Origin of the sequence: Streptosporangium vulgare, from assembly GCF_042428775.1 — a bacterium.
GTDB lineage: Bacteria > Actinomycetota > Actinomycetes > Streptosporangiales > Streptosporangiaceae > Streptosporangium > Streptosporangium vulgare.
Window position 1 is genome coordinate 74,587 of the sequence record NZ_JBHMBS010000015.1, and the last position, 17,866, is coordinate 92,452.

General features: G+C 69.8%; 13 protein-coding genes. 8 read left to right on the forward strand and 5 right to left on the reverse strand.

Annotated elements, in window-relative coordinates; translation table 11 throughout:
- Positions 1 to 19 precede the first annotated feature (19 nt).
- Positions 20 to 1,171 carry an acyl-CoA dehydrogenase family protein gene (locus ACFFRH_RS27905; RefSeq protein WP_386160705.1) on the reverse strand — a complete coding sequence of 384 codons (1,152 nt, stop codon included), beginning with the start codon at positions 1,169 to 1,171 and terminating at the stop codon, positions 20 to 22.
- Positions 1,172 to 1,327: 156 nt separating this feature from the next.
- Positions 1,328 to 2,062, reverse strand: coding sequence for a hypothetical protein (locus ACFFRH_RS27910; RefSeq protein ID WP_386160707.1), 735 nt, complete (start codon positions 2,060 to 2,062; stop codon positions 1,328 to 1,330).
- 351 nt (positions 2,063 to 2,413) lie between these two features.
- Between ACFFRH_RS27910 and ACFFRH_RS27915 the strand changes: the two genes are divergently transcribed.
- The 4 genes from ACFFRH_RS27915 to ACFFRH_RS27930 all read left to right on the forward strand — a co-directional run bounded on the left by ACFFRH_RS27915 (position 2,414) and on the right by ACFFRH_RS27930 (position 6,495).
- Positions 2,414 to 4,051: an ABC-F family ATP-binding cassette domain-containing protein gene (locus ACFFRH_RS27915; RefSeq protein WP_386160709.1), complete on the forward strand. Its 1,638-nt coding sequence runs from the start codon at positions 2,414 to 2,416 to the stop codon at positions 4,049 to 4,051.
- An 85-nt stretch (positions 4,052 to 4,136) separates the two neighbouring features.
- On the forward strand, positions 4,137 to 5,117 hold the full coding sequence (locus tag ACFFRH_RS27920; RefSeq protein WP_329084127.1) for a LacI family DNA-binding transcriptional regulator: 981 nt from the start codon (positions 4,137 to 4,139) through the stop codon (positions 5,115 to 5,117).
- Positions 5,118 to 5,608: 491 nt separating this feature from the next.
- Positions 5,609 to 6,205: a COG1361 family protein gene (locus ACFFRH_RS27925; protein ID WP_386160712.1), complete on the forward strand. Its 597-nt coding sequence runs from the start codon at positions 5,609 to 5,611 to the stop codon at positions 6,203 to 6,205.
- Positions 6,202 to 6,495, forward strand: a complete 294-nt coding sequence (locus ACFFRH_RS27930; RefSeq protein WP_386160714.1) for a hypothetical protein — start codon at positions 6,202 to 6,204, stop codon at positions 6,493 to 6,495. Before ACFFRH_RS27925 ends, ACFFRH_RS27930 begins: the two co-directional genes overlap by 4 nt.
- Positions 6,496 to 6,558: 63 nt before the next feature.
- Here the strand turns inward: ACFFRH_RS27930 and ACFFRH_RS27935 are convergent, their stop codons facing one another.
- On the reverse strand, positions 6,559 to 7,074 hold the full coding sequence (locus ACFFRH_RS27935; protein WP_386160716.1) for a hypothetical protein: 516 nt from the start codon (positions 7,072 to 7,074) through the stop codon (positions 6,559 to 6,561).
- A gap of 130 nt (positions 7,075 to 7,204) precedes the next feature.
- Between ACFFRH_RS27935 and ppgK the strand changes: the two genes are divergently transcribed.
- From ppgK to hrpA, 3 genes are all read left to right on the forward strand, one after another.
- Complete coding sequence (gene ppgK / locus ACFFRH_RS27940; protein ID WP_386160718.1) at positions 7,205 to 7,936, forward strand: polyphosphate--glucose phosphotransferase; 732 nt, start codon at positions 7,205 to 7,207, stop codon at positions 7,934 to 7,936.
- A 497-nt stretch (positions 7,937 to 8,433) separates the two neighbouring features.
- Positions 8,434 to 10,734 carry a glycoside hydrolase family 6 protein gene (locus ACFFRH_RS27945; protein WP_386160720.1) on the forward strand — a complete coding sequence of 767 codons (2,301 nt, stop codon included), beginning with the start codon at positions 8,434 to 8,436 and terminating at the stop codon, positions 10,732 to 10,734.
- A 434-nt stretch (positions 10,735 to 11,168) separates the two neighbouring features.
- Complete coding sequence (gene hrpA / locus ACFFRH_RS27950) at positions 11,169 to 15,089, forward strand: ATP-dependent RNA helicase HrpA (RefSeq protein WP_386160722.1); 3,921 nt, start codon at positions 11,169 to 11,171, stop codon at positions 15,087 to 15,089.
- Between the two features lie 19 nt (positions 15,090 to 15,108).
- On the opposite strand, the gene ACFFRH_RS27955 is transcribed toward hrpA, so the two are convergent.
- Positions 15,109 to 16,137 (reverse strand): Uma2 family endonuclease, encoded by a 1,029-nt coding sequence (locus ACFFRH_RS27955; protein ID WP_386160724.1) that lies wholly within the window; start codon positions 16,135 to 16,137, stop codon positions 15,109 to 15,111.
- Between ACFFRH_RS27955 and ACFFRH_RS27960 the strand changes: the two genes are divergently transcribed.
- A complete protein-coding gene (locus ACFFRH_RS27960; protein ID WP_386160835.1) occupies positions 16,028 to 16,663 on the forward strand; it encodes an HAD family hydrolase in 636 nt (211 codons plus the stop codon). The genes ACFFRH_RS27955 and ACFFRH_RS27960 overlap by 110 nt on opposite strands.
- A gap of 39 nt (positions 16,664 to 16,702) precedes the next feature.
- On the opposite strand, the gene ACFFRH_RS27965 is transcribed toward ACFFRH_RS27960, so the two are convergent.
- Positions 16,703 to 17,737: a pectate lyase family protein gene (locus tag ACFFRH_RS27965; RefSeq protein ID WP_386160726.1), complete on the reverse strand. Its 1,035-nt coding sequence runs from the start codon at positions 17,735 to 17,737 to the stop codon at positions 16,703 to 16,705.
- Positions 17,738 to 17,866 lie beyond the last annotated feature (129 nt).

Here is a 17,866-nt window from a genome sequence, read left to right on the forward strand (position 1 = left end):
CGCTCGGGAGACGGCGTGCTCAGACGAAGGCGCTCGTGCCGGTGATCGCCCGTCCCACGATCAGGGTGTTGATCTCGCGCGTCCCCTCGTAGGAGTAGATCGCCTCGGAGTCGGCCACGAACCGGCCGACGTCGTAGTCGAGGACGATGCCGTTGCCGCCCAGGATCTCCCTGGCCCATCCCACGGCCTCGCGCATCCGCGCCGTGCAGAAGGCCTTGGCCATGGCCGAGTGCTCGTCCTTGTAGACACCCGCGTCCTGGAGCTGTGCCAGCCGCACCACCATGCCCAGCGAGCAGGTGACGTTGCCCAGCATCCGTACGAGCAGGTCCTGCACGAGCTGGAAGCCCGCGATCGGCCGCCCGAACTGCTCGCGCGTCTTGGCGTACTCCAGCGCGAGCTCGTAGGCGCCCGTCATGCAGCCCACCGCCTGCCAGGCCACGCCTCCCCGGGTCTGCCGCAGGATGGTGCCGGTGTCGCGGAAGCCGTTGGCCTTCTGCAGCCGGTTGATCTCCGGCACCAGGCAGTTGGTGAGCGTGATGTCGGCGTTCTGGACCGTGCGCAGGGCTATCTTGTTCTCGATCTTCGTGGCGGCGAAGCCGGGCGTGCCCTTCTCCACCACGAACCCCTTCACCTGGCCGTCGGCCTCGTCCTTGGCCCACACCACGATCAGGTCGGCGAAGGTCGCGTTGCCGATCCAGCGCTTGGCCCCGTTGAGGACCCACACGTCTCCCTCGCGCCGGGCCGTGGTGCGCAGCCCCGCCGCGACGTCGGAACCCCCCTCGGGCTCCGTCAGCGCGAACGCCCCGATCTTCTCCATCGCCGCCATCGGCGGCAGCCACCGCTTCCGCTGCTCCTCCGAGCCCAGCCGGTCGACGCTGCCCATCGCCAGACCGTTGTGGACACCGAAGAACGTGCCCATCGACGGGTCCACCCGGTTCATCTCCAGCACCACGAACCCGGTCAGCAGGCTCCGCGCCCCCCGATAGGCCAGGCCCGCGATGTCGAGCTTGGCGAACTCGGGGATCAGCTGGTGGGGGAAGCGCGCGTTGGTCCACGCCTCGTTCGCGATGGGCGCGACCTCCCGCGCCATGAACTCCCGTACCCGGAGCACGATCTCCTGCTCGTGCTCCTCCAGCAGTTCGGAGTAGTCGTAGAAATCACCGGTCGTCATCGGCGCGGCTTCCCTCCGGTCGTCCTGCCCCTTCGCTGCCCGAAAGCCGGGAGATCAAGCGGGACCCACGGGAAACGCCGGAAACGGCGGAAGCCCGGGTCGCCCCGGGCTTCCGCGTCGGCTACCGTCCGGCCGCGACGCGACCGTCAGGCGGGACTACCAGTGGCGGGTGTAGACGCGCACCCTGTCGGACCGGCTACGGCTCTCGGAGAGCTCGTCGGTGCCGTCGAAGATCGCGCGGTACTCACCGCTGCTGTACGCGCGGGCCTTGGCGCGGAAGGTGCCCTTCCAGCCGGTGTCGGGGGAGGTCACGAACTTCCACGTGTTGGAGCCGCGCTTGCGGAAGTAGATCTCCACCTCCTCGCCGCGCACGCCCTTCCAGCGGTCGTCGTCCACCTGGAGACGGCCGGTGAAGTAGACCCAGCGGCCCTTGCGGACGCTGTCGGGGCTCGCGGAGAACCGGTAGATGCGGGTGTCGGCCTTCTCGGCCTCCTCGTGCACGACGGAGAAGTTGACCTCATCGGTCACCTTCTTGCCGTCCTTGTCGTACGCGTCGGCGATCGCGACCCAGCGACCCTCGAAGTCGTTCTCGTCGAAGCTGGTCGTGAAGCGCCACAGGTCACCCTGGTGCAGGAGCCTGGGCTCCTCCGCCGCCTGGGTGCGGGCCTGGTCGGAGACCGGCCTGAGGCGAAGCTCGACGCGGGTGGCCTCGCTGGTACGGACCTCGATGGTGACCCTCGTGTCGTCGTCTCCCTTCACGACGACCGGGTTCGGGCTGACGTTGTCGATGCGCACGCTGAGAGCGACTCGCTCCGCGGAGGCCGTTCCCGCGGACAGGAGCAGCGAGCTGCTCACCGCCGCCGACAGCAGACCGATAGCGATTCGTTTCATCAAGACGCTTTCCTCTTCTCCCCGTTCTCGGAGGCGGCCAGAGTTGACCGTCCCCGTCCCATAAGACGACACGAAAGCGACTGATGTTGCCCGAAGTGCCCAAAAAAGAGGACTTAGATCTCCGTAAGGTAACGTTTTCCGACAAGAACGACCAGGTCAACCACCGGTTCTCGAGATCCAGAAATTTTTCGCTAATAAGTAAGATATGTCTGATTTGTCGGGAATAGGGCCTAGTGGGCGCACCTGGGGTGCGTGACGGCATCCAGTCGAGGCGACTCGGGGTCGTTAATCAGACATAACAGACATGTAGGACATGGCGCCGTGGTGCCCGCGGGCGGATAGCGTTTGCGTATGAGTGCCACCATCGTCGCCAAGGACCTGACCGCCGGACACGGCGACCGAGCGCTTTTCTCCGGGCTCGACCTGGTGGTCGCCCCCGGCGACATCGTCGGCCTGGTCGGGGTGAACGGCGCGGGCAAGTCCACCCTGATGCGGATCCTCGCGGGACTGCTCCCTCCCGAGCACGGCTCCGTGCGGCTCAGCCCGCCCTCGGCGTCGGTCGGCTACCTCCCCCAGGAGCGCGAGCGCCGCGCGGACGAGACGATCGCGGACTTCCTGGCCCGCCGCACCGGGGTGGCCGCCGCGCAGCGCGCGCTGGACGCCGCGACCCAGGGGCTGGTGGAGGGGACCCCGGGGGCCGACGACGACTACGCCGCCGGCCTGGAGCGCTGGCTCGCCCTGGGCGGTGCCGACCTGGAGGACCGGGCCGCCGAGGTCGTCGCCGAGCTCGGCCTCGCCGTGGAGCTCGACCGGCCGATGACGGCGCTCTCCGGCGGCCAGGCCGCGCGGGCGGGCATGGCCTCCCTGCTGCTCAGCCGCTACGACGTCTTCCTGCTCGACGAGCCCACCAACGACCTCGACCTGGAGGGGCTGGAGCGGCTCGAACGCTTCGTCACCGGCCTGCGCGCCGGGACCGTCCTGGTCAGCCACGACCGCGAGTTCCTGGCCAGGACCGTGAACCGGGTCGTCGAGCTCGACCTCGCCCAGCAGCTGGTCAGGGTGCACGGCGGCGGCTACGAGGCGTACCTCGCCGAGCGCGAGGTCGCCCGTCGGCACGCCCGCGACGAGTACGAGGAGTACGCCGGTACCGTCGCCTCCCTCAAGCAGCGCGCGGGGATGCAGCGCGCCTGGATGGAGAAGGGCGTCAAGAACGCGCGGCGCAAGGCGTCCGACAACGACAAGATCGGCCGCAATTTCCGTACCGAGGCCACCGAGAAGCAGGCCGCGAAGGCCCGGCAGACCGAGCGGCTGATCGAGCGGATGGAGGAGGTCGAGGAGCCCCGCAAGGAGTGGGAGCTCCGCATGGAGATCGCGGTGGCCCCGAGGTCGGGGGCCGTCGTCGCGACGCTGCGCGAGGCCGTGGTCCGGCGCGGCGCCTTCACCCTCGGCCCGGTGAACCTGGAGGTCGGCTGGGCCGAGCGGGTGGCGGTCACCGGCGCCAACGGCTCCGGCAAGTCGACCCTGCTGGCCGCGCTCCTGGGCCGGCTCCCGCTGGACGAGGGCAACGCCTCGCTCGGTCCCGGGGTGGTCGTCGGCGAGGTGGACCAGGCGCGGGGGTTGTTCCTCGGCGACGAACCCCTGGTGGAGGCGTTCGGCGCGGCCGTGCCCGACATGGTTCCCGCGGACGTCCGCACGCTGCTCGCCAAGTTCGGGCTCCGGGCCGCGCACGTGCCGCGCCCGGCCGCCACGCTGTCGCCGGGGGAGCGGACCCGGGCCGCGCTGGCGCTGCTCCAGGCGCGCGGGGTGAACCTCCTCGTGCTCGACGAGCCGACCAACCACCTGGACCTGGTCGCGATCGAGCAGCTGGAGTCCGCGCTCGCCTCCTATCCCGGTACGCTGCTGCTGGTCACCCACGACCGCCGGATGCTGGACGCGGTGCACACCACCCGGCGGGTCCACGTCGACGGCGGCAGGATCACCGAAAGCTGACCGGCACGACCCGCCGGACCTGACTGTTGACGTAACTTTCGCAAGTCGCCGCAAGTAATTGCTTCTCTTGCCTTATAGTTTCATCATGACGCGACGGCTTGCAGAAGTGGCCAAGAAGGTCGGGATGAGCGAGGCGACGGTCAGTCGCGTGCTCAACGGGAAGCCCGGAGTGTCCGAGGCGACCCGTGAGGCCGTCCTCACGGCGCTCGACGTGCTCGGCTACGAGCGGCCGACCCAGCTGCGCGGCGACAGGGCGCGGCTGGTCGGGCTCGTCCTCCCCGAGCTGCAGAACCCCATCTTCCCCGCTTTCGCCGAGGTCGTCGGGGGCGCGCTGGCCCAGCAGGGGTTCACCTCCGTGTTGTGCACCCGCACCCTGGGCGGCGTCTCCGAGGCGGAGTACGTCGACCTGCTGCTCCAGCAGCAGGTCTCCGGCGTGGTCTTCGCCGGAGGGCTGTTCGCGCAGGCCGACGCCTCCCACGAGCACTACGAGCTGCTGCGGGAGCGGCGCCTGCCGACCGTGCTGGTGAACGCCGCGGTCGCGCACCTCGCCTTCCCTCAGGTCTCCTGCGACGACGTGGCCGCCGCCGAGATGGCCCTCGGCCACCTGCGGTCGCTGGGCCACGAGCGGATCGGCATGGTGCTCGGCCCTCCCGACCACGTGCCCTCGCGACGCAAGCTGGACGCCGCGGACCTCGACCCCGAGTTCGTGGAGCACACCATGTTCTCCCTGGAAGGGGGGCACGCGGCGGCCGCGAGGCTCATCCGCAGGGGCGTGACCGGCGTCATCTGCGCCAGCGACGTGATGGCCCTGGGCGCGATCAGGGCCGCCCGCAGGGCGGGGCTCTCCGTGCCCGACGACGTCTCGGTGATCGGTTACGACGACTCCGCGCTGATGAACTGCACCGACCCGCCGCTGACGACGCTGCGCCAGCCGATCGACGCGATGGGCCGCGCGGTCGTCGACCTGCTCGCGGCACAGATCGACAAGGCCCTGGTCCCGGCCGACGAGCTGCTCTTCGAGCCCGAGCTGGTGGTGAGGGCCTCGACCGGCCCGGTCAAGCGCTGAGGGCCTCGACCGGCCCGGCCCTGAGGAGACCCCGCTCCGGCCGCCCGTCACGCACCGGCTTCGCGGACGATCCGGCAAGCGAACGTCGCTATCTTCCGGATTTACATTCGCCTGTTACAGATATATGTCTCCAATAAGAAGCCCGAATGTCCCTGGCTTCCTGAAAGTGGAACCTCCGGGATCTCTGTGCCCTTCGTGACGGGAGGCGGCACCGGGGGGTCCCGGGGTGGCCTCCGCGCTCCCCGGGATGGTCCCCGAGGGGGTTCAACCAGCCGGTTCGGACGTGTAGCGGACTTGCGATGTCGCACCACACGCCCTTTTTCGTCCCGTTCGGTGCTTTGGCTTCCGGCAGAACATCTAGGGATCTCCCGTTTGCGGTTTTCGTCGCGCTGAGTAGTTGTTGATCTCTTGGAGTTATCGCGACAGGTGTGGAAGATCCACCGCTTGCCGCCCTCCCGAAGACATGTCTCGTCATTCGGAAGGAAAAGATCTTGCGTAAGAGATTCGCCGCGCCCACCTCGGCGGGCGTCGGCGCCTTGATGGTCATCAAGGCGGCACCGGCGATAGCCGCTCCCACCGCCGACACCATCGTCACGTTCTCCGTGACGGCGGGAACCCTGGACATCGTCGCACCGGCCGGCCGTCCCTGGAACGAGCTGGTGAGCTGGACATCGCTCGACCGCGACTCGGTCGACCTGCCGCCGGGCGGCACGGCGACCGCACAGGTAACGATCAAGGTGCCGCCCATCGCCTCGCGCGGCGAGCGGTTCGGCGTCGTCTGGGCGGAGGTCGCGGCCGAACCCGACGACGCCCACCCCGTGCGCGTCGTCAACCGGGTCGGGATCCGCGTCTACCTCGGCATCGGGCCGGGCGGCGAACCGCCGTCGGACTTCCGGATCGAGAAGCTGACGCCCGTGCGCACCCCGGACGGCAGCCCGCAACTGGAGGCACTGGTCCACAACACCGGGGAGCGGACCCTGGACATGAACGGGCCGCTGTCGCCGACGGACGGCCCCGGCGGTCTGCAGGCCGGGCCTTTCCCGCCGATCTCGGGGTCACGGTGCTTCCCGGTGCCGTCGCCCCGGTGACCGTGACCATGGACCGGCGCATGCCCGACGGTCCGTGGAAGGGCAGGCTGACCCTGATGAGCGGCACGGTGAAACGGGTGGTCAACGCCACCTTCACCTTCCCGGCGACAGGTAAGGGCCTTTCCGTCGAACCGGACGAGAACCACCTGCCCCTGGTGGGGCTGGTGGCCGGGCTGGTCGTGCCCGCCACCGCCCTCGGCATCGTGGTGCGCCGCAGGCGCCGGGTCGGTCGTGCCCGTCACAGCCCTCGGCATCGTGGCAGGCGCCGGGCCGCCACCTCGACGAGCTGACGCTCCCGTCGAGACGGCGGCCCGGTCGCCGTGCCGGGCGGGCGGGGAGACCCGCCCGCCGGGTCACTTCGAGACGTAGAGAATCTTCCAGCTGCCCGCGTACAGGCAGTTCAGGGAGGGCTTGGACGCCTTGGCCTCGGAGCAGACCTTGAGCTCGACCTGGTAGAGGTCGCGCTGGGTGAACGTGAACGACTTCGGGGTGCCGTAGGAGCAGTCGACGATGCTGCGGTGCTTGAACGGCAGGTTCTTGCCGTCGGCGGTCCGGTAGGTGAGGCGGAAGACCGCCCAGCCACAGGAGGGGCCCCTCGTCAGGTCGTAGACCTTGCCGGAGATCCTGCCCCTCTCGGCGGCGGGGATGACCGCGTGGTCCTCACCGGAGACCGTCAGCGAGCCGTTCGCCTTCGCCCTCCTGCCCGGCGCGTAGTAGGTGCCCCACGGACCGGCGCCCTGCGACGCCGTCGTGCCGGTGGCAGCCGGGCCGTTCTGGGGCTGGGCGGTGGCTGCCTGGGCGGTCGCCGGGGCGATGGAGACGAGAGCGGTGGCGAGGGCGAGTCCTGTGAGGAGGCGACTGATCGTCATGGGAGGGGTTCCTTTCCGGCTGCTGTGCCCACAGTCTGTGATGGACCGCTTTCAACCGGGTTGACCGCTCGCTGCAAACGAGTATCAGCCGCCTATCGGGGGGAAGGGGGAGTCAACAGGAGGTAAGTACATGGAAGCGCTGGGAATCGACATCGGCGGGTCGGGGATCAAGGGTGCGCCGGTGGACGTCGCGCAGGGGCGGCTGACGCGGGAGCGGCTGCGCATCCCCACGCCGGACCCCGCCAAGCCCGAGGCGGTGGCCGAGGTGGTGGCGGAGATCGTCAAGCACTTCGCCTGGAACGGGCCGGTGGGGGTGACCTTTCCCGGGATCGTGGTCGACGGGGTCGCCAGGTCGGCCGCGAACGTGGACAAGGACTGGATCGGCACGGACGCGCGGAAGCTGTTCTCCGGGGTGACGGGGCTGCCGGTGACCGTGCTCAACGACGCCGACGCGGCCGGTGTCGCCGAGGTGGCGGCGGGCGCCGCCAAGGGCAGGACGGGGGTGGTGATGCTGCTGACCTTCGGCACCGGGATCGGCAGCGCCCTGCTCATCGACGGCAGGCTGGTGCCCAACACCGAGCTCGGCCACCTGGAGATCAGGGGCAAGGAGGCCGAGAAGCGCGCCTCCGACCACGCCCGCGAGGCGCACGACCTCGACTGGGACGAGTGGGCCGAGAAGGTGCAGGAGTATCTGGAGCACGTCGAGGCGCTGTTCTCCCCGTCGCTGTTCATCATCGGCGGAGGGGTCAGCAAGAAGGCCGAGAAGTTCCTGCCCCAGATCAAGCTGCGCACCCCGATCGTTCCCGCGGGCCTTCAGAACGAGGCGGGCATCGTGGGCGCCGCCATGGCGGCCACCGAGTAGTGGCGGCCCTGCCCGGGTGCGCGCTTCGCGCAGGCGGCCCGGGGAGGCCGGCGTGCGCCGGGCACGAGGAGCCGGGCACGAGGAGCCGGGCACGAGGAGCCGGGCACGAGGAGCCGGGCACGAGGAGCCGGGCGCGAGGAGCCGGGGGTGCCGGCCGGCCGCGCCGAAGGCGAGGCGCGAGGGGCCCGGGGACGGCGGCGTCCGCCAGGGGTGAGACGCGGGGGCGCCGCGTCAGGGGCGAGGCGTGAGGGAACCGGGGGTCTCCGGGGCGCCGGTTCTCCGGGTCCCCCGGGGGGTTCGGCGGCGGTTGCCACGCACCGTCAGTGAGGGGTTTTGGAGAGGGGTCTGAAACTTTCATCGCGCTCGAAATCTGTTCGGTGAGGTCAGAGGCTGGGACGGCCCCATTCGAGGGCCTCCGACGTGCAACAAGCTGTACACATCCGTGAAACATCCGGAATATGGGAGCGCTCCCACCATCCCCCTGGAGATGATCACGAATGACAGTCAATCCGCGCCGCCACGCCTGGCGCAACCGGGTGGCGACCCTGGCGGCCACGCTTGTGGCCGCCGCCGGTCTCGCCACCGGGCAAGCCGCCACGGCGCACGCCGCAGTCGCCTGCGACGTCGCCTACACCACCAACGACTGGCAGGGCGGATTCACCGCCAGCGTCACCATCAAGAACCTCGGTGACCCGCTCACCAACTGGACGCTGGGCTTCGCCTTCACCGCCGGGCAGACCCTCCAGCAGGGCTGGTCGGCGACCTGGGCCCAGTCGGGCACCCAGGTCACCGCGAAGAACCTCTCCTGGAACGGCTCCCTCGCCACCGGTGCCTCCACCAGCATCGGCTTCAACGGGGCGTCGACCGGGAGCAACCCCAAGCCCAGCGCCTTCACGGTCAACGGCGTGACCTGCGGCGGGCAGCCCCCGGTCAACCAGCCCCCCACGGTCAGCCTGACCAGCCCCGCCTCCGGCTCCTCCCACCAGGCCGGTGCCGCGGTGCCGCTCGCGGCGACCGCGAGCGACGACGGCTCCGTCAGCAAGGTGGAGTTCTACGTCGACGGCGCGCTGGTGAACACCGACACCAGCTCCCCCTACTCCTACTCCGCCACCGGCCTGTCGTCCGGCTCCCACACCGCCAGTGCCAAGGCCTACGACAACGCCTCCCCGGCGCTCTCCACCCAGACCGCCGCGGTCCCCTTCACCGTGGGTGGCACCTCGACGCCGTCGATCGTCGCCTCCCCGACCTCCCTCAGCGTCTCCGAGGGCTCGTCCGGGACGGTCGGCTTCAGGCTCAGCCAGGCGCCGAGCGGCAACGTCACGGTCAACCTGACCAAGACGGGTGACGCGGACCTCACCATCTCGCCCTCCACGCTGGCCTTCACCACCGCCAACTGGAACACGGCGCAGAACGTCACGGTCTCGGCCGCCCAGGACTCCGACGAGGCCAACGGCACCGCCACCATCACGGCCGCCGCCAGCGGCCACACCGGTGCCACCGTCGCCGTGACCGAGGCCGACGACGACGGCACCAATCCGACGCCGGTGCACGTCGACAACCCCTACTCCGGCGCCGACGGCTACGTGAACCCCGACTGGTCGTCCAAGGCCGCCGCCGAGCCGGGCGGCAACGCGGTCGCCAACATCTCCACCGGCGTGTGGCTGGACCGCATCGCCGCCATCGAGGGGTCCTCCTCGGCCAGGGGCCTGCGCGCCCACCTGAACGAGGCCCTGGTGCAGGACGCGGCCAACGGCAGCAAGCCGCTGACGATCCAGTTCGTCATCTACAACCTGCCCAACCGCGACTGCTCGGCGCTCGCCTCCAACGGTGAGCTGCTCATCTCTCAGAACGGCCTGAACCGCTACAAGACCGAGTACATCGACCCGATCGCCGCGATCATGGGCGAGTCGAAGTACGCGGGCCTGCGGATCTCCGCGATCGTCGAGATCGACTCGCTGCCGAACCTGGTCACCAACCTCAACCTGGCGAAGTGCCAGGAGGCCAAGGACAGCGGCGCCTACGTCAACGGCGTCCGCTACGCCCTGGACAAGCTGCACGCGATCAAGAACGTCTACACCTACGTCGACGCCGGGCACCACGGCTGGCTCGGCTGGGACTCCAACTTCGGCCCGTCCGCGGACCTGTTCGCGAGCACCGTCTCCGGCACCGCCGCGGGCTTCGACAGCGTGGACGGCTTCATCACCAACACCGCCAACTACTCGGCGCTGCGTGAGCCGCACTTCACCATCAACACCACCGTCAACGGCCAGAACATCCGCCAGTCCACCTGGGTCGACTGGAACTTCTACGTCGACGAGCTCTCCTTCGCCCAGGCGTTCAGGAACACGCTGATCCAGAAGGGCTTCAAGTCCAACATCGGCATGCTGATCGACACCTCCCGCAACGGCTGGGGAGGCTCGGCCCGCCCGGCCGCTCCCAGCACCTCCACGGTGCTGAACACCTTCGTCGACCAGTCGCGCGTCGACCGCAGGTTCCACGCCGGCAACTGGTGCAACCAGAGCGGTGCCGGACTGGGCGAGCGTCCGCAGGCCAGCCCCGCCGCCGGTCTGGACGCCTACGTCTGGATCAAGCCCCCGGGCGAGTCCGACGGCTCCAGCAAGGAGATCCCGAACAACGAGGGCAAGGGCTTCGACCGGATGTGCGACCCGACCTACGGTGGCAACGAGCGCAACGGCAACCACATGAGCGGGGCCCTGGCCGACGCGCCGATCTCCGGCCAGTGGTTCTCCGCCCAGTTCCGCCAGCTGCTCCAGAACGCCTACCCGGCGCTCCCGTAACCCGCTGATCCCGGGTCCCGCTCCCGCGGGGCCCGGGTGAGGCCCGAACGCGACGGCCCCGCCACCCCGCCCCCGGGGAGGCGGGGCCGCCTCCCTTTCCCGGCTCTCTTTCCGGCTCCCTCTCCCTCTCCCCTTCCCGGTCCGCTCGCCCAGTGGTCCCCTGCCCGGTCCTCCTGGCCTGGGCCTGGCCCCCTTGCCCGGTCCCCTTCGCCCGGTCCTCCTGTTCGTCGTCGTTCGTCGTCGTTCGTCGGCCGGGCACGAGCCGCCGTACGGCCGGATACCGTACGGCCGGATATTAGGATGCGGCGGAGCGGCGGGTCGGGCAGCATGGGCGGTCGGGCCTTCACACAGGGGCCTTCAGGTGTGGAGCCTCACACGCCTTCACGGCGGCGGGTGGGCCTGCACACGTGGGCCGAAAGTATCCTGGGTTCAGTATGGGAACGCCTCCTTTGACATCGCCTCTCTCCGACCTGCACGTGCGCCTGCCCGAGCTCACGCTGCGTGACCAGCGGCGGCTCCGTCGCAGGCTCGACGGGGCCCGCAGGGTCAGAAACCGCGCCGCGCAGCAGAAGATCGCCGCGGAGATCACCTCCGACATCGAGCGGGCCGAGCGGCGGGTCGCCCAGCGTCGCGCCGGTGTCCCCGCGATCACCTATCCGGAGGCGCTGCCGGTCAGCCAGCGCAGGGACGACATCCTTGCCGCGATCCGCGACAACCAGGTCGTGATCGTCGCCGGAGAGACCGGTTCCGGCAAGACCACCCAGCTGCCGAAGATCTGTCTTGAGCTGGGCCGGGGCGTGCGGGGCCTGATCGGGCACACCCAGCCCCGCCGCATCGCCGCCCGTACCGTGGCCGAGCGCGTCGCCGAGGAGCTCGACACCCCGCTCGGCGACGCCGTGGGCTACAAGGTGCGCTTCACCGACCAGGTGAGCGACGGCACCCTCGTCAAGGTCATGACGGACGGCATCCTGCTGGCCGAGCTGCAGAACGACCGCGACCTCGACCAGTACGACACGCTGATCGTCGACGAGGCGCACGAGCGCAGCCTCAACATCGACTTCATCCTGGGCTACCTCAAGCAGCTGCTCCCGCGCCGCCCCGACCTGAAGGTGATCATCACCTCGGCGACCATCGACCCCGAGCGCTTCTCCAAGCACTTCGGCGACGCGCCGATCGTGGAGGTCTCCGGCCGGACCTACCCCGTCGAGGTGCGTTACCGGCCGATCGCCGAGGACGACGACCAGATCCAGGCGATCGGCAACGCCGTCGACGAGCTGTGCGCGGAGGGACCCGGCGACATCCTGGTCTTCCTCAGCGGCGAGCGGGAGATCCGCGACACCGCCGAGGCGCTGTCCAAGCGCAAGGACGCCGAGATCCTGCCGCTGTACGCCAGGCTGTCCGCCGCCGAGCAGCACCGGGTCTTCCAGCGGCACGGCAACCGCCGGGTCGTGCTCGCCACCAACGTGGCCGAGACCTCGCTGACCGTGCCGGGCATCAAGTACGTGGTCGACCCCGGCTTCGCCAGGATCTCCCGCTACAGCCACCGCACCAAGGTCCAGCGCCTGCCCATCGAGGCGATCTCCCAGGCCTCGGCCAACCAGCGCAAGGGCCGCTGCGGCCGCGTCTCCGAGGGCATCTGCATCCGGCTGTACGAGGAGGACGACTTCGTCACCCGGCCGGAGTTCACCGACCCGGAGATCCTGCGCACCAACCTCGCCTCGGTCATCCTGCAGATGACCTCGATCGGCCTGGGCGACATCGGGGCCTTCCCGTTCGTCGAGCCGCCCGACCAGCGCCAGGTCAGGGACGGCTACGACCTGCTGCTGGAGCTGGGCGCCTTCGACCAGGCCAGGCAGATGACCTCGCTCGGCCGCAAGCTGGCCGGGCTCCCGGTCGACCCGCGCCTGGCCCGCATGGTGCTGGAGGCCGACCACAACGGCTGCGTCCGCGAGGTCATGGTCATCGCCTCCGCCCTGTCGATCCAGGACCCGCGCGAGCGACCGGCCGACAAGCAGCAGGCCGCCGACGAGAAGCACCGCCGCTTCGCGGACAAGGAGTCCGACTTCGTCTCGTACCTGAACCTGTGGGAATACCTGCAGGAGCAGCAGAAGGAGCTGTCGTCCAGCGCGTTCCGGCGGCTGTGCAAGGCCGAGTTCCTCAACTACCTGCGCGTCCGCGAGTGGCAGGACGTCTACGGCCAGCTCCGCCAGATGTCGAAGACCCTGGGCGTCACCCTCAACGGCACCCCCGGTGACGAGCAGAAGATCCACGTCTCCCTGCTGTCGGGCCTGCTGTCGCACGTCGGCGTCAAGGACATCGACAAGAAGACCGCCGACGCCGGCGGCGGTGGCCGTCGTCCCCCGAACGAGCCGCGCAGGCCGATGACGGAGCCGCGTAGGCCGTTCACGGAGTATGTCGGCGCCCGCAACGCCCGGTTCGCGATCTTCCCTGGCTCCGCGCTCGCCAAGAAGCAGCCGCTCTGGGTGATGTCCGCCGAGCTGGTGGAGACCTCCCGGCTCTGGGCCCGGGTCAACGCCAAGATCGAACCCGAGTGGATCGAGCCGCTCGCCCAGCACCTGATCAAGCGCACCTACTCCGAGCCGCACTGGGAGAAGAAGCAGGGCTCGGTGATGGCCTACGAGAAGGTCACCCTGTACGGCGTCCCGATCGTGGTCCAGCGCAAGGTCAACTACGGCCGCATCGACCCCGAGCTGAGCCGGGAGCTGTTCATCCGGCACGCCCTGGTCGAGGGCGACTGGGAGACCCACCACGCCTTCTTCCGGGAGAACCGCAGGTTGCTCGAAGAGGTCGAGGAGCTGGAGGAGCGGGCCCGGCGCCGCGACATCCTCGTCGACGACGAGACGCTGTTCGACTTCTACGACCAGCGCGTCCCCGCCGACGTCGTCTCCGGGCGCCACTTCGACTCCTGGTGGAAGAAGGCCAGGACCGGACAGCCCGACCTGCTCAGCTTCGAGAAGTCGATGCTGATCAGCGAGACGGCGGGCGACGTCAGCCGGCGCGACTATCCCGACGTGTGGCGCCAGGGCGGTTTGCGCTTCCCCCTGACGTACCAGTTCGAGCCCGGCACCGACGCCGACGGCGTCACCGCGCACATCCCGCTCGCGCTGCTCAACCAGGTCAACGTCGAGGGCTTCGACTGGCAGATCCCCGGGCTGCGCGAGGAGCTGCTCACCGCGCTCATCCGGAGCCTGCCCAAGCAGGTCAGGCGTAACTTCGTCCCGGCCCCCAACTACGCCAAGAAGGCACTGGAGCGGGCCGAGCCCACCCAGGAGCCGCTGCTCGCGGTGCTGGAACGCGAGCTGCTGAACCTGACGGGCGTCCAGGTGCCGCGCGAGGCCTGGCAGCCCGACCTGGTCCCCGACCACCTCAAGATCACCTTCCGGGTGATCGACGGCCGCAAGCAGAAGCTGGCCGAGAGCAAGGACCTGGCCGACCTGAAACGAAGGCTCGCCCCCAAGCTCCGCCAGACCCTGTCCAAGGCCGCCGACGGCCTGGAGAGGTCCGGCCTGACGGGATGGACCGTGGGCGCGCTGCCCAAGACGTTCGAGCAGCGCAGGATGAAGGCCTACCCGGCGCTCGCCGACGAGGGCGCCACCGTGGCCGTACGGATGTTCGAGACCGAGGCCGAGCAGCGCCGGGCGATGTGGGAGGGCACCCGCAGGCTGCTGCTGCTCAACACCCCTTCACCGGCCAAATGGGTGCTCGGCCGCCTCGGCAACCAGTCCAAGCTCGCCCTGAGCCGCAGCCCGCACGCCGGTGCCACCGCGCTGTTCGACGACTGCATCGCCTGCGCCGCCGACCACCTCATGATCGAGCACGGCGGTCCGGTCTGGGACGAGTCGGCCTTCTCCGCCCTGCACGACAAGGTCAGGGCCGAGCTGTTCGACACCACCGCCGAGGTGGTCGCCAGGGTCGAGAGCATCCTCAAGGTCTGGCACACCGTCTCGAACCTGCTGCCGGAGTCGCGCTCCACCCCCGCGATCGAGGACATCCGCGACCAGGTGGCGAACCTCGTCTACCCGGGTTTCGTCACCGACACCGGCTACAGGCGCCTGCCCGACCTGCTCCGCTATCTCAAGGGGGCCGAGCGGCGGCTGGAGAAGGTCCACGAGGACGCGTTCCGCGACGGGGAGCGGATGGACAAGGTGCACGACATCGAGGACGACTACCACGAGCTGGTCGAGAAGCTCCCCCCGGCCCGCCGCTCCGACGACGACGTCCGCCAGATCCGCTGGATGATCGAGGAGCTCAGGGTCAGCTACTTCGCCCAGACCCTCGGCACCCCGTACTCGATCTCCGACAAGCGCATCCGCAAGGCGATGGAGAAACTCTGAGCTCCGCCGGGGAGAGGGACTACAGGAAGATCGAGGTGTCGAGGTCGAAGTCGACGGGGGAGGGGATCCGGAGCGGCTTGCCCGTCTCGGTGTGGGTCATGGTCCGGTAGCTGCCGTCCTCCGGGTCGCTGAGGACCGTGACCGTCGGCGGGGAGGCGACCGGATCGACGATCAGCATGATCGGGATGCCGCAGCCCGCGTAGATCCTGGGCTTCGTGGCGCGGTCCATCTCCATGCTCCCGGGTGAGACGATCTCCGCCACCAGGACGAGCCCCGAGGAGAGGATCTCGCGCTCGCCCCATAGCGGAGCGTCCAGGGGGACCAGGCAGTAGTCGGGGACGATGGTGTCACGGGGACCTTCGACGCAGATGTCGACGTCACCGGAGAAGCTTTCCCAGCCGTTCTCGTCCTCCACGGGAATCAGCGCTCTGCTGAGGGATCTGGCTATGCGTGCGTGGCGGGGGGTCGCGGAAGGACTCACGATCAGGTTCCCGTCGATGACTTCGGCCCGGAGGCCGCGGACGGGGGGGAGGGACTCGAAGATCTCTCTCGGGGTCCGAGGGAGTGGCCGGTCTTCCGGAGCGGCGGGCTGGGCGGGTGGCTGGGGCGCGGCGCGCTGGGCGGATCGCTGAGACGCTGTCATCACCATCGACCTTGTATCCCTTCGTATCCGGACGGGCACTCTGAGTGTCGCATGCGAGCGTGTCCGGACGTGGAGCACATGCCCTGTGGTTATGGTCGGCCCGCTGGAGAGGTGTCGGCCGGTGTGGCGTCCGGGAGCGTACGGCTTTCTCGTGGGTGCCCGATCATGCTCTGTGACGTTCTGGCGCGCCCGTACGAGAGCGCGTGGCACTCGGCGGTCCCGCCCGGGGTCGCCTCGGCGGGCCGGGCTACGATCGGGAAGCTTGAACGGAAAGGGAGGCACCGTGGTCAGGGCGCTGGTGTTCGACGTGGGTGAGACGCTGATCGACGAGACGCGCATCTGGTCGCGCTGGGCCGACCGGCTGGGGGTCACCCGGTTCACCATGCTCGGCGTGCTCGGCGGCATGGCCGCGCTCGACAGGTCGTTCGAGGACGCCTTCCGGCTCCTGCGGCCCGGTTTCGACGTCGAGGCCGAGCAGGAGGCGTGGCGGCGCGACGACCCGGACGGGCTGCGGGTCGACTTCGACGCCGACGACCTCTATCCCGACGTGCGGCCCGCCCTGGCGGCGCTGCGCGACCTCGGCCACGAGCTCATCATCGCGGGCAACCAGCCGCCGCAGGCGCGCGACGCGCTCGTCGCGATGGACCTGCCCGTCGACGCGGTACACACCTCCGACGGCTGGGGCGTCGCCAAGCCCGCCCCGGAGTTCTTCGCCAGGGTCGTCGCGGTGTCGGGACGCGAGCCCGGCGAGATCCTCTACGTGGGCGACCGGCTGGACAACGACGTGCTCCCCGCGCGGGCGGCGGGCATGCGGACCGCGCTGATCCGGCGGGGACCCTGGGGGCACCTGCACGCGGAGCGCCCCCAGGCCGCCGAGGCGGATCACGTCGTCGACGACCTGCACGCCCTGGTCGCCGCCCTCACCCGCTGACCGTCCTATGCCGTACGGACCCATGTCGTACGGAGGAGGTCAGGGAGTTCCCCACTGCGCGCCGACGCCGGCGCCGGAGCGCACCGCCGACGGGATGCCGGCGGGGGCGTCGACCGTGTACGCGTAGAAGGTGCGCGGCTCGACGACGGTGCCCGAGGTCTCGGGGGTTCCCGAGTTCACGTAGACGTTGTTGCGCTGCACCGCCCGTCCGGGGCCGCTGTCGGCGTAGCCGCTCGCCGAGAAGAGCGGGTGGGGTACGTCCTGGAAGTAGTTGCCCTCCACGACCACCCCGGCGTTCTCCGTCGAGGCCACCCCGTACAGCTCGTTGCCCAGGAAGTAGTTGTTGAAGACGTGCACCGGCTCGCCGAAGCGGACGCGCGGGTGGCGCTGACGGCTGTTGTCGAAGAAGTTGTGGTGGATCGTCACCTTGAGGTGGCCGACGTCGGTGCCCGCGGCGCCGTCGGAGTGGCTGATCAGCATGCTCTTGTCGGAGTGGTCGAAGTGGTTCCACGACACGGTGACGTAGTCGGCGCCGCGCACCACGTCGATCGAGCCGTCGACCGCGCCGGAGAAGGTGTTGTGGTCGATCCAGATGTGGTGTGACTGCTGGCCGACGTTGATCGCGTCGTCCTCGGCCTCGGTGAACCGGATGTTGCGCACGATCACGTTGTAGGACCGGTAGAAGTCAAGGCCGCCGCCGGTGATGTGACCCGAGGTGCCCACCCCGATGATGGTCTTGTTCGGCCGGACCCCCTGCTTGCTGGTGATCGCGATGGTGCCCGCGACCCGGATGACGAGCGTCTCCTTGCTGTCGATGTACTCCAGGAACGTGTCGGCGTCGGTCACGGTGACCGTCCGCCCGCCCGCGCCGCCGGTGGTGCCGTTCTGGCCGAGGGCGTTGACCGACGCGAAGCCGACCGGGGTGCCCAGCGCCTCGGCGGTCCCGGTGGCGGCACCCGCGCCGGCCGGCGTCGCGGAGAGGGCGGCGGCGAGCAGGGCCGCGGAGACGGCGGCGGTGGCGGCGCGCAGGGCCGTACCCCGTCTGGTCGCGTGATCGGCGGTGATGTGTGGCATGGTGTCTGCCTTCCTGGTGGAGAAGCCTTCGCGGGCCTCCCGGGACGGGCGTTCCGGAGGGTTTCCGGGGAGCTTCCGGGGAGTCGCGAGGGGAGTTTCGAGGGGGAGTTCCGGAGATCTTCCGGGGAG

Bases quoted from the DNA above. Each gene is read 5' to 3' on its own strand.
- ACFFRH_RS27905 (WP_386160705.1), bottom strand. From the start codon at position 1,171: ATGACGACCGGTGATTTCTACGACTACTCCGAACTGCTGGAGGAGCAC.
- ACFFRH_RS27910 (WP_386160707.1), bottom strand. From the start codon at position 2,062: ATGAAACGAATCGCTATCGGTCTGCTGTCGGCGGCGGTGAGCAGCTCG.
- ACFFRH_RS27915 (WP_386160709.1), top strand. From the start codon at position 2,414: ATGAGTGCCACCATCGTCGCCAAGGACCTGACCGCCGGACACGGCGAC.
- ACFFRH_RS27920 (WP_329084127.1), top strand. From the start codon at position 4,137: ATGACGCGACGGCTTGCAGAAGTGGCCAAGAAGGTCGGGATGAGCGAG.
- ACFFRH_RS27935 (WP_386160716.1), bottom strand. From the start codon at position 7,074: ATGACGATCAGTCGCCTCCTCACAGGACTCGCCCTCGCCACCGCTCTC.
- ppgK (WP_386160718.1), top strand. From the start codon at position 7,205: ATGGAAGCGCTGGGAATCGACATCGGCGGGTCGGGGATCAAGGGTGCG.
- ACFFRH_RS27945 (WP_386160720.1), top strand. From the start codon at position 8,434: ATGACAGTCAATCCGCGCCGCCACGCCTGGCGCAACCGGGTGGCGACC.
- hrpA (WP_386160722.1), top strand. From the start codon at position 11,169: ATGGGAACGCCTCCTTTGACATCGCCTCTCTCCGACCTGCACGTGCGC.
- ACFFRH_RS27955 (WP_386160724.1), bottom strand. From the start codon at position 16,137: ATGCCGCCGAGCACGCCGAGCATGGTGAACCGGGTGACCCCCAGCCGG.
- ACFFRH_RS27965 (WP_386160726.1), bottom strand. From the start codon at position 17,737: ATGCCACACATCACCGCCGATCACGCGACCAGACGGGGTACGGCCCTG.